Raw genomic sequence first — 12,818 nt, 5'->3', positions numbered from 1 at the left:
GTTGCAACCCCCGCACTTCGCATCCCCGGCGTCGGCGCGATCCGGCACCACGCCACACAACGGCCCCTCTCGTCCTGCCGGAGGGTGGGCCAGGCGCTGCCTTCCGTCGACGTCTGGCCCACTGATCGGCGTACTCCTTCAGGCCGCGGCGTATGGCGGGGGATCATCCCGTCGAACCTGGGCGGCTCCCAGGCCGATCCAGCCGACGGTGCTCGGACAGTTCCGCCGTCGCGCCTTGTCTCGGAGCCGCTGCGGATAAATGCCGGTGAACAGCACGGCGAAGAACCCCATGATCACGACGGCTGTCGCCGCGACGCCCAGGGCAGACAGCACCAGGTAGTGCGGGACGGCGAGAAGCCATTTGATCAGGGGGCGCCACCGTCACATCTGTTCGGGATAGGCGAAGGCGACGATCGTGTGCGGATCGGCCCGTTCTAGTTCGGTGGCAGCGAGCTGGGCCGCCAGCGTCAGTGGATAGACGCCGACGCTCGGGGCACGGTGCCGGGCCAGGCTGGCGGCCGCCTGCAAGGCTTTGGACGGTGTCCGCAATCGCCAACCGCCTTGGCGTTGGTCAGGCACCGACCTGCGTGTTGCCTCGGAGCGGATGGGGTCCGGGGCGTTACCCGTGGGCTGGCAACTCGCCGGACTGAGTCTGCCGTAAGTGACCGGGTTGGCGTACACGTCCTACTCAGCCGGCCACTTGACGGCTATCCAGGTCAGGCGTGAAGGACTAGCGTGTGTCGTGCGGCCCCGGCCCCCGGCAGCGCATCGACTCTCAGATGTCGCGCTCCTGGAGCGTGCCCACTCCTAAGGCCGAATCCCTGCTTGCACGAGCGTGACCCCCAACCAAGGGTGGACGCGAGAGTGAGCTGTGCGTCGGCGCCGGCGAAGCGGCACTCCTGGTCGGTGATGGGGGCTCTCAGCTCTATCTGCGCTCCGTGGGTCGGCGCGCTCCGCACTGGACCGGAGGTATCGGCATCCCGTGCCTCATGTGGGCTGCGCCCAGTGAGTCGGCTCTGGTCCGCAGCGAACAAGTACTCAAGGACAGGGACGCCCACATCAGCACGCAGATGGCCGATGGTTGCACCTGGGGGGAAGGCCGTGACCCTAGCGGCATGCCGGTGCTCGTGACCTGTCCAGGACCCGAACAGGTGGCGCGCACCCAGATCTTGTCCCGCATCTACTCCTGGTAGGCCGATGGCCAGATTCTCCGTCCGTCCGACCGCGGCTCGTCAGTCGCCGTGGCAAGGCTCGTCATCACATTGGAAGGAAGGTCGGACATGGTCACTCAAGCCGGTGAACGGCGAAGGATTGTGGTCGGGGTTGACGGCTCGCCCCCCTCCCGCGCGGCGTTGCGGTGGGCGGTGCGTCAGGCGCGGGTGACGTCCAGCGTCGTTGAATCTCTGATCGCCTGGGACTACCCGACGACTGCCGGGTGGCCGCCGCTCCCGCTGCCCGATGACTTCGAGAGTACCTTCGGCAAAACCCTGTCGGAGGCGGTGGCGCAGGTCACGAAGGATGAGCCAGGTGTCGAGATCCGTCAGGCCGTGATAGACGGTAACGCGGCCAAGGCCCTGATCACGGCAGCACAGGGAGCTGACCTGCTCGTAGTGGGCAACCGCGGCCACGGTGCCTTCACGCAGGCGCTGCTCGGTTCGGTGAGCCAGCACTGCGTGCATCTGGCCCCCTGCCCCGTGGTCGTCGTCCGAGTCTGATCCAGGTCACGTCCCGCCGGGCGTTCACACAGCCGCACCGCAGAACGCAGCATGCGTCCAAGCGAAGCAGGACCGTTGCCACCACGACTCGGGGGCACAACGAAGGTCCAGTTCCCACGCACATTCGGAGAACGAGCGTCGAGGAGGGAGATTCACCCTCACTGAGAGCCACGATTTGAGCGTCTGTCCAACAGGCAAGCGGCGGCTCTTGCCCGGGCGTTGTACCCCGTCCCCATGGTCCCGCAGTGCCGTTGCGACCGGTAGGGACGTGGCGGCCGGCCTCGGGCCAAAGTTCGGCCGGAACCAAGCACCGCCCTCGCCGCCGTGCCCTCCAAACACCACGACAAGCCAGACGCTCTCAGCACGAACCCCTCACAAGTTTTCCCCCCCGGACTTCGTCGTGAGCCGCCGCGAGACCCACGGCGACGCGTGGCACGTCTCCCTTCCGGTCATGCTGCGGCACGTAGTCCTCGCCTTGCTCCACCGGCCCCTCGAACCATCCGACGACGTTCACGAGGTCCTTTCATGTCGCACGCCGCGCAAGAACACCGGACCAGCACCATGACGTTGACCGACGACGAACTGTGCGCGCTGGACGCTCACTGGCGGGCCGCCAACTACCTGGCTGTCGGCCAGATCTACCTGCTGGCCAATCCCCTGCTCACGCAGCCACTGCGGCCCGAGCACATCAAGCCGCGCCAGCTCGGACACTGGGGCACCTCCCCGGGGCTCAACCTGGTCCACACCCACCTCAACCGCCTGATCAACAAGCGCGGCCAGAACGCCTTGTGCATCTGGGGGCCGGGCCACGGCGGGCCCGCGGTCCTCGCCAACTCCTGGCTGGAGGGCAGCTACAGCCAGACCTATCCCGATGTGAGCCGGGACGTGACGGGCATGGAGCGGCTGTTCCGTCAGTTCTCCTTCCCCGGCGGAGTGCCGAGCCACGTGGCCCCGGAGACACCGGGCTCCATCCATGAGGGCGGCGAACTCGGCTACGCGCTGTCCCACGCCTATGGCGCCGCGCTCGACAACCCCGACCTCCTGGTCGCCTGCGTGATCGGCGACGGCGAAGCCGAGACCGGCCCCCTCGCCGCCTCCTGGCACTCCAACAAGTTCCTCGACCCCACTCACGACGGTGCGGTCCTTCCGATCCTGCACCTCAATGGCTACAAGATCGCCAACCCCACGGTCCTGTCCCGGATTCCGGAGGACGAACTCGACGATCTGCTGCGGGGGTACGGCCACGCCCCTCTCCACGTCACGGGCCACGATCCGCTCCAGGTGCACCGGGACATGGCCCGGGCGATGGACACCGCCCTGGACCGCATCACCGAGATCTGGAGCGCGGCGCGTCAGGAGGGCGCGACCGGCCGGCCCGCGTGGCCCATGATCGTGCTGCGCACCCCCAAGGGCTGGACCGGGCCCGCAGAGGTCGACGGGCTGCCGGTGGAGGGCACCTGGCGCTCCCACCAGGTCCCGCTGGCCGGTGTCCGCGACAGCGCGGAACGTCTGGGACAACTGGAGGAGTGGCTGCGCTCCTACCGGCCCGAAGAACTCTTCGACCAGCGGGGACGACCCCGCGAGCAGGTTCTCGCCTGTGTTCCTAAGGGCGCGCGCCGTCTCGGCGCGACCCCGCACGCCAACGGCGGCCTGCTGTTACGCGACCTTCCCTCAGTGTCCCTGGAGAAGTTCGCCGTCACCGTCGACAAGCCCGGCGCGACCCTGCACGAGCCCACTCAGATCCTCGGTGACCTGCTCGAATCCGTCATGGCGGCCACGAGCGAGCGGCGGGACTTCCGCGTCGTCGGCCCCGACGAGACCGCATCCAACCGCCTCCAGGCCGTGTACGCCGCCAGCGGCAAGGCCTGGCAGGCCGAAATGCTGGACAGCGACGAGGACCTCGACCGGCACGGCCGCGTCATGGAGATCCTGTCCGAACACACCTGCCAGGGCTGGCTGGAGGGCTATCTACTCACCGGCCGGCACGGCTTGTTCTCCTGCTACGAGGCGTTCGTCCACATCGTCGACTCCATGGTCAACCAGCACATCAAGTGGCTGCGCACCTCCCGCACCCTGCCCTGGCGCGCGCCCATCGCCTCCCTGAACTACCTCCTCACCTCGCACGTGTGGCGCCAGGACAGCAACGGCTTCTCCCACCAGGACCCCGGCTTCATCGACCACGTCCTCAACAAGTCGCCTGAGGTCGTACGGGTCTACCTGCCCCCGGACGCCAACACCCTCCTCGTGGTGGCCGACCACGTGCTGCACTCCCGCGACCGCGTCAACGTCGTCGTGGCCGGCAAGCAGCCCTCCTTCGACTGGTTGACCCTGAGCCAGGCGCGTGCCCACTGCGCCCGCGGGGCGGGGATCTGGACCTGGGCCGGCACGGAGAACACCGCACGGGAGCCGGACGTGGTGCTCGCCGCGGCGGGCGACGTCCCCACCCAGGAGGTGCTGGCCGCGGCGCGACTGCTGCGCCATCACCTTCCGGACCTGGCCGTGCGAGTCGTCAACGTCGTCGACCTCGCCCGTCTGCTGCCCGCCGAGGAGCACCCGCACGGCATGCCCGCCGCCCAGTACGACGCCCTGTTCACCCAGGACAAGCCGGTCATCTTCGCCTACCACGGCTACCCCTGGCTGATCCACCGGCTCACCTACCGCAGTACCGGCCACCCCAACCTGCACGTCCGCGGTTACAAGGAGATCGGCACCACCACGACGCCCTTCGACATGGTGGTCCGCAACGACCTCGACCGCTATCGGCTGGTGATGGACGTCATCGACCGCGTGCCGGGCCTCGCCGTCCGCGCCGCCGGCGTACGGCAGCAGATGGAGGACACCCGGCTGCTGCACCACGCCTGGATCCGCGAACACGGCACCGACCTCCCCGAGGTCACCGACTGGACCTGGAGCGCCTGACGTGCACCGGCCCACACGATCCGGCTGCTGCACATACTGCGATCAGCCGGAATCCCCCGGGCCGCCGCGTCCGCGTCCCGGCACGCTCCAGAACTCCTCGGCCACGCGGGCGTACGGGACCTCTTCGACACCCTGGTCGATGGTGCCGAGGCCGCCCGCCTGAACCTGCCCGGCAAGCCCGACCCCGCCCTGGTCCTGGAGGCAGCCCGCCGCCTCGGTGTCCCCGCCGCCCGCACCGCCGTCGTCGAGGACGCCCTCGCGGGCGTCGAGGCCGGGCGGCGCGGCGGCTTCGGCCTGGTCATCGGCGTGGACCGGGCCCGCACCCCGGACACGACCGTCGAACAAGACACCGGGCGAGCGGTGCAACGACTGAGGTTCTCGCTCACCGACGGTCAGACCGTGACCGTCGACAAGACCGTCGCACTGCACACCTCCCGCGACCCCGCGATCAGCGACCCGCTGCACGCCGCTGTCGACCGGGTGCGCCGAGCGCCCGACGCCACCGCCCTGCTGACCTCCCACCGGACGGCCTGGCGGCAGCTATGGTGCAACGCCGAACTGGACGTTCCCCGGAGCGCGGGGCCGGTGCTGCGGCTGCACCTCTTCCACGTACTGCAGACCCTCTCCCCGCACACGGCGGACCTGGACGTCGGCGTACCGGCCCGGGGACTGCACGGCGAGGCCTACCGGGGCCATGTCTTCTGGGACGAACTGCTCGTTCTGCCCTACCTCAACCTGCACTTCCCCGAGGTTTCCCGTGCCCTGCTCACCTACCGCCACCGCCGCCCTGCACACCGAAGGCGCCGAAATGCTGGCACAGATCGCCCGGCTCTGGGCCGGGCTCGCCACCCCGACCGAGCTCCGCGGCCTGTTCACGCAGTTGGGGTACACGCTCGACGACGCCACATGGCAGCGCACCGTCGACTACTACCTGTCCCGCACCAGCCACGGATCCACCCTCAGCAGCCTCGTCCACGGCTGGATCCTGGCCCGCGCCCGCCGCTCCGACGCCTGGACCTACATCCAGGAGGCACTGGCCGGAGACATCGCCGACGTTCAGGGCGGCACCACGGGCGAGGGCATCCGCCTCGGCGCCATGGCGGGCACACTGGACCTGATTCAGCGAGGCCTGACCGGACTAGATACCCGTAATGGGACGCTGCACCTCGATCCCCCACCGCTGCCCGAGCTGTCCGAATACAGCTTCGCGATCCGCTACCAGGGACACTGGGGCGTCCGGCTGCGACTCGGCGCCGGAAAACTGCGGCTCACCGTCCCAAAGTCAGACCGAGACCCGATCGACATCGCGCTCCCCGATCGCACTGTGTCCGTCGAGCCCGGGGAATCCTGCATACTCGTCCTCACCGACCGGCCATAGGCGTGGACCCGTTTTCTTACGGCGCTGCGTGCACCGTCTCTGCTGCTACTCGGGGGAAAATACTGGGAGGGCGCTACAGGTAGGCAGGCCCGCACTCACGGCCTCCCTGTAAAGCTCAGTCACTCCACGGTGTCGCGGTTGGGTGCCGGCGAGGCAGCATTGTTGGCGTACCATGCGCACAACCACTGCCAGGACCTTCCTGATCGCCACGATCGCCGTAGCCGGCCTTACCGTGACGCCCGCTCTCGCCGCCGCCCAGCCGGGTGCGGGCAGCGCCCGGGCCCACAGCGCCGCCGGGGCCCCCGGCACTAACGGGGCCAACGGCGTTGGCGTTCTCGGTGGTATCGGTGGCCTCGGCGGCACCGGCAACGGCGGCGCCGCCGTCGTCACGGGCGGCCACACGGGCGGCACGGGCGGCGCCGGTGGCGCGGCCAGCCCGGTGTGCCCGGGTAAGCCCGGCGGCGATGGAACCGCGGCCACGATGTTCGCGAACGGCACCACCGGCGCCACCGGCGCTGCCGGCAAGACCACTCTCCCCTGCTGAGCATCCTGGGTGAGCGGGTCGCAGTGACACGAGGAGAAACATCGGCCCGGGACATCACACCCCATCGCTGCTGAGTGCTGTCAGGCAATCATGGGAGGGCCGAAGCCAGGAGAGCGCCCGGCTGAGATTTCCTAGCCGGGCGCTCTCCGTCGTACGCGGTCCGCCCGCACACCGGCTTTTGCGGCCACGCACCCTTAGCGGAACCGGACATGACCCGGGCCGGGGCGCGACCGACCCTGCGGTGATGCTCGCTGATGCCGACGAAGCCATCACTGGCCAGGCCGTAGGGAAGTACGAGACGGGATCGGCAAGCTGTCGGAAGCGATGGGCCGTACCGGCTGACGCGGTTGCTGCACTTCGCCGCCGTACGGCCAAAACCAGAGGCCCCAGGATGATCTCCTGGGGCCTCTTGCCTGTTGTGCACTCGGCAGGATTCGAACCGTCAACCTTCTGATCCGTAGGATCGGGCACCACCTTGTGAGTGGCCCCGAGGCCTCTGCTCCGGTCGCTCAGGTTAGCGATCACGGGCGTGTGTGCCGTCGTTGCCGCCAGAGTTGCCGTCAACTCAGAACGGTGACGTCGGTCGATGATCCTGGTCCGACGGGCTGGTTTGCGTCTTGCCCGTTTTGGTACCTGCCTTCGCATTGCGGCCGGTCCACTCCGCCAGGAGGCGCTCGCTGCCGCGAGAGTCTGGGTGCTCTTGACCGAGCAGCGGGCCCTGACGGTCACTCACCTCGGTCAGCAGCGCGATTGCCGAGTCCTGGTCTCCGATGTCCCAGATGACACGGGCTAGGTCGCGGGCCACCACCATCGTTTCAGGGTGTTCCGTTCCCAGCACCCTCCCATAGTCCTTGAGCGCGTCCAACAGGCTGCGATGGGCTTCTTCATAGCGTGCCAGGCCGTGCAGCGCCCGCCCCAGGTAATACGCTGTCCCCAGTGTTTCCGGGTGTTGCGGCCCGAGTAGTGAACGACGTTTTTCGAGCACATGTGCGAGCAAATCACTTGCTTCCTCGAACTCGCCCAGCAGAATGTGCACGCTCGCAAGATTGTTCTCTGTTCTAAGCGTGAGCAGATCCTCAGCCCCGACTACGGAAATCTGACGCCGCCGGAGGTCCAGGAGCAGGCTCCGCGCGGTCTCGTAGTCCCCCATGCCTTTGAAGGCGACGGCAAGATTGTTGCGCACTGAGAGCGTAGCGGGATCATCCTCCGCAAGCGTCCTGATCCTTTTTTCCAGCACGTCTTCGAAAAGATCCCTCGCCCGCGCGTTCTCATTGAGTTTTGTAAGCGCCGCGCCAAGACGGTTCTGCGCGTTTTGTACGTCTGGGTGATCCTCCGGCAGATGGGTCTGCCAGTAGACCAAGGAACGGTCGGCCAGATCACGGGCCCTCGAATAGTGGCCGGCGGCGTACAGGTAACGGCACTGCGTCAACACCTGGTTGCGAAACGCGTGAGCGCACGATTCGCCTGCCGCCGTAAGTGTGGCGAGTTCCTCGATATGGACGGTCAGTTGTGCGAAGTTCGGCCAATCACGTGCGTCCTCCGGGTCCCCGCAAGCTGCCGTAGCAAGGGCGTTCTGGGCGATGCGCACCGCTGTCGTCACCCCGATACCGGGGGCGGTACTCGGAAAGCAGTCGGTGCGCCGCCGGAAGACCTCGGCGACCAGGGGATGCAGGACGACAACTCTGGCCCGGGCCTGCGGAGCCGAACTGCCCGCGTCATGGACCTCAAGCAACCCGATGTCGTGCAGTGCCTGCAGTGCGTTCCTGACGCTGTCGGTCGGATGCTGCGGGTAGGCGCCGGAGAGCACCAACTCGCGGAGAAGATGGGCAGGAAGGGGTACACCAGGGGCGAACCTGGCCAACACGCCGAGCAGTGACCGCGCCTGCGGTACACCCTGGCGCGCGAGCTGCTGCAGGGAATGCTCCCAGGTCTCGGTCACCGTCACCGTCTCGCCTCCGTGCGCCGTATCGGTCATCACGGTGGAGAAACGCTCGTTCACCATCTCGCCGAATTCGGCGAACGATTCCGCAGGCGCGAACGGCGAGGACAGATAGGAGCCAACGTGGTGCAGGGCGAGGGGCAGGCCGCCCATGCGGGATGACAGCCGCTGGGCTTGCGCCGCCGAACCGCAGTGCGGTGCCAGGTCCAGCAATACCCGAGCTCCGTCCTCATCGCGCAGCCAGGACACCTTGTGCATAACCACATGGGTCCCCCACCGGCTTGCGTTCCTGTCTCGGCTGGTGACCAGGACCGTGCCCGCCTCGGACGGTCTGAGCCAGCCGTTGCCGTCACGCACGACACGCCCCGACACAGCCAGCGCGGCTGGGTCGTCGGCATTGTCGAAAACCAGCAGCCAGCCGGAGCGCATCTCCAACTGCTGCCACAGCACGTCAGAGGGATCCAGCCGACCGGCAAGAGCTGCCTTCACCTGCCCTGTGCCCGCACCCAGTGTCTCGGCCAGAGCGAGCAGGGAGGGCACTAACGTCGAGGCGTTCGCGGCATAGACCCACCACACAAGTCGGCCCTGGGCACGGGCGTGCACAGCGATCTGTAGTGCTACCGTCGACTTTCCGACTCCGCCCAGCCCCGACAGTAGGTGGACAAACGGGTCAGGGCCGTTCAGCTTGTGCTGCAGAAGACCTAGCAGAGCATCCCGGCCGTGAACTCGTGACGGTAGCCGACCTAGGGGCGGCATAAGGACTGAAGGCGCGTCACGGTGGGGCTCGTCGTCGCCTGCCTCGCCGCCCCGGCCGAGATGAACATGCAGATCCCGACCCGCCACGAAGCCGTCGCGTGCGGCCGATAGTTCCTGCTGCTGTCGGCGATCATCTCCTTCATCCGTCATCCGACGTCACGGACCGGGTTGATCGTCAAATCCCGGCCGGAGACGTAGGCATCCCGCCCTGCGTGGGTGATCTGCCGTGCTTGCCCACTCTGTGTCCTGTGGTGTTCACCTGTCCACCGGATCATCTCCGCCGCGAACCCCGAGTCCTCCGCCATCCGGCGGCCGACGGCCGCAGCCAGGGCTTGGACCTGCTCGTTTCCGGGTCCCTGGCACGCTCGGTTCAGCGCATCTGTCGACTCCGCATCGCGACTGAAGGCCTCCCGAAGGCGTTGACGTATCCCCCCTACCACCGACCGGGCCGAGTCCTCGCTCAATCCCTGAATGGCTCCCGTGGCAGCGACAGCCGCCACGAGGGCCGAGACATCGCTGAGATCCATATCTGATCTACCCCCGTCGATGGCCACAGCACTTCCGTAACCGCCAGTGCACGGAATTCCCTACCCTGGTCCGCCGGGGGTGCAACCTATCCCTCTTAGGGGGAACGCTCGAAAAGCATCACCCCTCGGAAACACCGGTCACTTCACATTCAACTGCACCAACGAGCCAGCCCATGTCCTCAACCACTTGAGCATCATTCGCGCCATCAATCACACGCGGCCGACCGAGAACCATCGACGTTATCGGCGTCCCCTGAAGGCCCATTTTCTGCGAGCATGTCGACGGTAGGCGTACCTAGCCTGGGATGCCGATGAGGAGCGGAGGCCGCGCATGCTGCCGCAACAAGGTTTCATTCGTTCTACCTACTGCAACCAAAGTTGCGAGTGTGTCGAGGTAGCCACGGATGCCCCGCAAGGGGCTGGCAAGGTTCGTGATTCGAAGAAGCCAACCGTCGTGATCGAATTCGGCTGCGTCTCGTGGAACACCTTCCTCCGGGGATTCATAGAAAGGGACCTATAGCCTGCGCGATTCACTTGGGACCGTGTCCGGATTATGGGAAGTACCAGGAAGGTGTCTTCTGGGCTGGGAAGATGAGCCATGTCAAGGTGTTCCGTCGGTCCGAGTGTCCAGGCGACAGCGGCTGGCGCAACAGGCCGAGGGTCGCGCAGTCGAGGAATTCCACCGGCCGTAGATCGACGATCATCCGGGCGCCTTCTCGGGCGGAGGCGGCATCGGTGTGCATCTGGATTTGGGGAACCGTGCTGATGTCGACGATCCCGTGGAACTCGACCACGGTGTGGCTTTGGATGCGGTAACTGCGTGCATGCGGGCACGGTGCCGGCAACTCCCCGGTTTCCGGAGGATCGTGGTGTTGCCCCGGCGTTGTGTGCGCGTCGTGTATGTCCATGGCGGCTCCCAGGGGGAGATCCCTCTGCGTCGAGAGAGTTCACGATCATCCGACCGTCACCAGGGGCTGGGGCAACACCACCACCCTAGGAAGTGCCAAGCGTGCAGAAACGTCCATGCGTCCAGTCGTTCACACCTGTGAGTGAGGTGCCACTGCGGCATAGACGTACACGGGCACTGACACAGCAGAGAAGGCCCCCTACGTGGGGTGCCGTTCCCTGGCGGGGAGAGGCTAGCTGCTGTGACGGTTCGGCGTGCAGGGAGCCGGTGTACGTCTGCCGAGTTGAGGGAGATGGGATATGCGGCGCGGGCTCGTGCTGGACCGAACAACGGCGCCCCAACCGGCTGTCCGCCACCTACCACGCACCCACGAGTCCGTTACTTCCACGGCTGCCACTCGCTGGGTGACGACCGCCTGTGGGGCGTCCGCATGATCAGCCATCCAGTGATCATTTTCGACGACGCTGCCGGGGAGTTGCGCCTGAGGTCACCTCCCGGCCCCCCTACGCATCCGACTCGGAACTGTCACCCGCCATCGCCCGGTCGAGGATCGCCGCGACGACCTCAGACTTGGCATCGGCGTAGTTCTGCATGTACTCCCAGGACTGCCGGGACAGCGACCACTTGGCGTCCGCGTAAAGCTTGCGGTCGCCGCTGTCCGTGCGCAGTCGGTCGCGGAAGCGCAGCATACGGACGACTTCCTGGCAGCCCTCGGGCAGGACGTGCAGGTTGGCTGATTCGGCGCTCGGATCGAGGCCGTACTTGCGCAGTACACGGTGCTCGTACCATTCGGGTTCACGGATGACGAGCGTGAAGCCAAGGCCCTCCAGGGCCGGTACGTAGCATGCCTCGTCGCCAGGATCGGGGACGGTCACGAGCATGTCGATGACCGGCTTGGCGGGCAGGTCCGGCACGGACGTGGAACCGACGTGCTCGATCCGGTGGTCGACATGGCCGAGGCACTCACGCATGCGGGCGGCCTCCCGCTCGAAGACCGCGGGCCACTGCGGGTCGTACTCCCGCAGCGTGACCTGGCCGTTGAGCTTGGACGGCACGACCACGTGGGCCGCATCGATCTCCTCGGCGGTCATGGGGATACGCGGCACTTCCTTTTCGGGCCGTTCCGACATAGGAGCTCCCGTCAGCACTCTGAGGCCTTGGAACCAGGGCTCGTGGCAATGAATCAATGGCTCGTCGGTCCCAGGGCGGCCATCGCTATCGTTGCACCACCGCACATCCAACCGCCACGACCACCAACCCGGCGGACCTATGCGGTCAGAGCACTAGCCGGGTGGGGTGTCACGGTCTTCCTCAAGGCGTAGTTGTCCGGTGAGGATGTCGTGGGCGATGCCTTCGAGGAGTTGTTGGTGGCTGAATGCGTGGGCGCGCATGCGGGCCAGGGCTTCGGAGACGGGAACGTTGCTGGCTTCCGCAGCCGCGCCGGCTGCCTGGTGCACGATGGGCGGATAGCCCACGGGGCCCGTCTCCGGGGCCGCTTGCTCCCAGCCGATAAGTGCGGGGTGGGCGTCCAGGGTCAGCAGTGCGAGGATCCGGGCGTATACCTCAAGCCTGGCCCGGTCCGCTGCCCTGAGGGAAGCGTGGGTGGTGTGGTAGATGTCCACGGCGCCGACCGGGACGTTGTTGCCGACCAGGAGCGGTACGGCCACCACGCGGCGGATGCCGAGTTCACCGGCCGTCCGCAGAAAGACGGGCCATCGCCTGGAGGTGGGGTGCACCTCGACTTCAACGATCCGGCGTTGCAGGTATGCCTCGGTGCACGGGCCTTCCCCCGCCACGAGCTGCGCGTCCTCCAGCCGATAACTGCGCTCGTCAGCGGCATAGGCCACGGTCCTGATCTGGCCCGAGGTGATCAGGCAGACCCCCATGCCGTCCGCGCCCACATCTTCGCCGCAGGCCGTCACAGCGGACGGCAACGCCACTGGCCTGTCGGCGGCACTCGCAGTCTCAACGACACGCGTCCACGCCACGGTGTTCTGCCGCACGTCCATGAGACGGCTCCAATGCTTGCCTGGAGCGCGATCAGGCCATCCGCTCGCTCGCCAGTACAAACAAGCGTAGTCCCTCGCAGTGATCACGGGTTAGGAGGCCTCGGGCCCGCACGGCCCATCCGGC

Annotated in this window: 10 protein-coding genes and 2 pseudogenes; 6 read left to right on the top strand and 6 right to left on the bottom strand. The window is 67.1% G+C overall.

From position 1 onward, the window contains the following. Window positions 1-138: 138 nt before the first annotated feature. Both IG78_RS52685 and IG78_RS49250 read right to left on the bottom strand, forming a co-directional pair. Window positions 139-366, bottom strand: a complete 228-nt coding sequence (locus IG78_RS52685; RefSeq protein WP_225882124.1) for a DUF4389 domain-containing protein — start codon at window positions 364-366, stop codon at window positions 139-141. Between the two features lie 15 nt (window positions 367-381). Continuing rightward, the gene (locus IG78_RS49250) at window positions 382-528 is read right to left on the bottom strand and encodes a hypothetical protein (protein ID WP_157855814.1); all 147 of its coding nucleotides are present in this window, start codon (window positions 526-528) and stop codon (window positions 382-384) included. A 752-nt stretch (window positions 529-1,280) separates the two neighbouring features. Between IG78_RS49250 and IG78_RS0119770 the strand changes: the two genes are divergently transcribed. From IG78_RS0119770 to IG78_RS42305, 5 genes and pseudogenes are all read left to right on the top strand, one after another. Beyond that, a complete protein-coding gene (locus IG78_RS0119770) occupies window positions 1,281-1,715 on the top strand; it encodes a universal stress protein (protein ID WP_030565031.1) in 435 nt (144 codons plus the stop codon). A 561-nt stretch (window positions 1,716-2,276) separates the two neighbouring features. Then, window positions 2,277-4,634, top strand: coding sequence for a phosphoketolase family protein (locus IG78_RS0119765; protein WP_404827704.1), 2,358 nt, complete (start codon window positions 2,277-2,279; stop codon window positions 4,632-4,634). A gap of 18 nt (window positions 4,635-4,652) precedes the next feature. Beyond that, window positions 4,653-4,874: pseudogene (locus IG78_RS51400) on the top strand (HAD family hydrolase); the annotation flags it as partial. Window positions 4,875-4,997: 123 nt separating this feature from the next. Continuing rightward, window positions 4,998-6,012, top strand: a pseudogene (locus tag IG78_RS45950) (glycosyl hydrolase family 65 domain-containing protein); the annotation flags it as partial. Window positions 6,013-6,184: 172 nt separating this feature from the next. Further along, window positions 6,185-6,556 carry a hypothetical protein gene (locus tag IG78_RS42305; protein WP_037702838.1) on the top strand — a complete coding sequence of 124 codons (372 nt, stop codon included), beginning with the start codon at window positions 6,185-6,187 and terminating at the stop codon, window positions 6,554-6,556. A gap of 565 nt (window positions 6,557-7,121) precedes the next feature. Here the strand turns inward: IG78_RS42305 and fxsT are convergent. Then, the gene (gene fxsT, locus IG78_RS0119745; RefSeq protein ID WP_225882123.1) at window positions 7,122-9,251 is read right to left on the bottom strand and encodes an FxSxx-COOH system tetratricopeptide repeat protein; all 2,130 of its coding nucleotides are present in this window, start codon (window positions 9,249-9,251) and stop codon (window positions 7,122-7,124) included. Between the two features lie 858 nt (window positions 9,252-10,109). On the opposite strand from fxsT, the gene IG78_RS52680 reads away from it, so the two are divergent. Then, window positions 10,110-10,298, top strand: coding sequence for a DUF397 domain-containing protein (locus IG78_RS52680; protein ID WP_078965258.1), 189 nt, complete (start codon window positions 10,110-10,112; stop codon window positions 10,296-10,298). A gap of 31 nt (window positions 10,299-10,329) precedes the next feature. On the opposite strand, the gene IG78_RS44135 is transcribed toward IG78_RS52680, so the two are convergent. The 3 genes from IG78_RS44135 to IG78_RS0119720 all read right to left on the bottom strand — a co-directional run bounded on the left by IG78_RS44135 (window position 10,330) and on the right by IG78_RS0119720 (window position 12,694). Further along, a complete protein-coding gene (locus IG78_RS44135) occupies window positions 10,330-10,686 on the bottom strand; it encodes an STAS domain-containing protein (protein WP_051852773.1) in 357 nt (118 codons plus the stop codon). A gap of 502 nt (window positions 10,687-11,188) precedes the next feature. Beyond that, a complete protein-coding gene (locus IG78_RS0119725; protein ID WP_051852772.1) occupies window positions 11,189-11,776 on the bottom strand; it encodes a GrpB family protein in 588 nt (195 codons plus the stop codon). A gap of 192 nt (window positions 11,777-11,968) precedes the next feature. Continuing rightward, on the bottom strand, window positions 11,969-12,694 hold the full coding sequence (locus IG78_RS0119720; RefSeq protein ID WP_030565013.1) for a GAF domain-containing protein: 726 nt from the start codon (window positions 12,692-12,694) through the stop codon (window positions 11,969-11,971). Window positions 12,695-12,818 lie beyond the last annotated feature (124 nt).

This window comes from Streptomyces aureocirculatus (genome assembly GCF_000720475.1).
GTDB classification, from domain to species: Bacteria; Actinomycetota; Actinomycetes; order Streptomycetales; family Streptomycetaceae; genus Streptomyces; species Streptomyces aureocirculatus.
The sequence above is the reverse complement of the archived record's forward strand: the minus strand, read 5'-3'. Positions and strand labels throughout refer to the sequence as shown.

Excerpts from the sequence above, each read along its gene's own strand:
- IG78_RS0119770 (WP_030565031.1), top strand. The coding sequence starts at position 1,281 with ATGGTCACTCAAGCCGGTGAACGGCGAAGGATTGTGGTCGGGGTTGAC.
- IG78_RS0119765 (WP_404827704.1), top strand. The coding sequence starts at position 2,277 with ATGACGTTGACCGACGACGAACTGTGCGCGCTGGACGCTCACTGGCGG.
- IG78_RS42305 (WP_037702838.1), top strand. The coding sequence starts at position 6,185 with ATGCGCACAACCACTGCCAGGACCTTCCTGATCGCCACGATCGCCGTA.
- fxsT (WP_225882123.1), bottom strand. The coding sequence starts at position 9,251 with ATGCCGCCCCTAGGTCGGCTACCGTCACGAGTTCACGGCCGGGATGCT.
- IG78_RS52680 (WP_078965258.1), top strand. The coding sequence starts at position 10,110 with ATGCTGCCGCAACAAGGTTTCATTCGTTCTACCTACTGCAACCAAAGT.
- IG78_RS44135 (WP_051852773.1), bottom strand. The coding sequence starts at position 10,686 with ATGGACATACACGACGCGCACACAACGCCGGGGCAACACCACGATCCT.
- IG78_RS0119725 (WP_051852772.1), bottom strand. The coding sequence starts at position 11,776 with ATGACCGCCGAGGAGATCGATGCGGCCCACGTGGTCGTGCCGTCCAAG.
- IG78_RS0119720 (WP_030565013.1), bottom strand. The coding sequence starts at position 12,694 with ATGGACGTGCGGCAGAACACCGTGGCGTGGACGCGTGTCGTTGAGACT.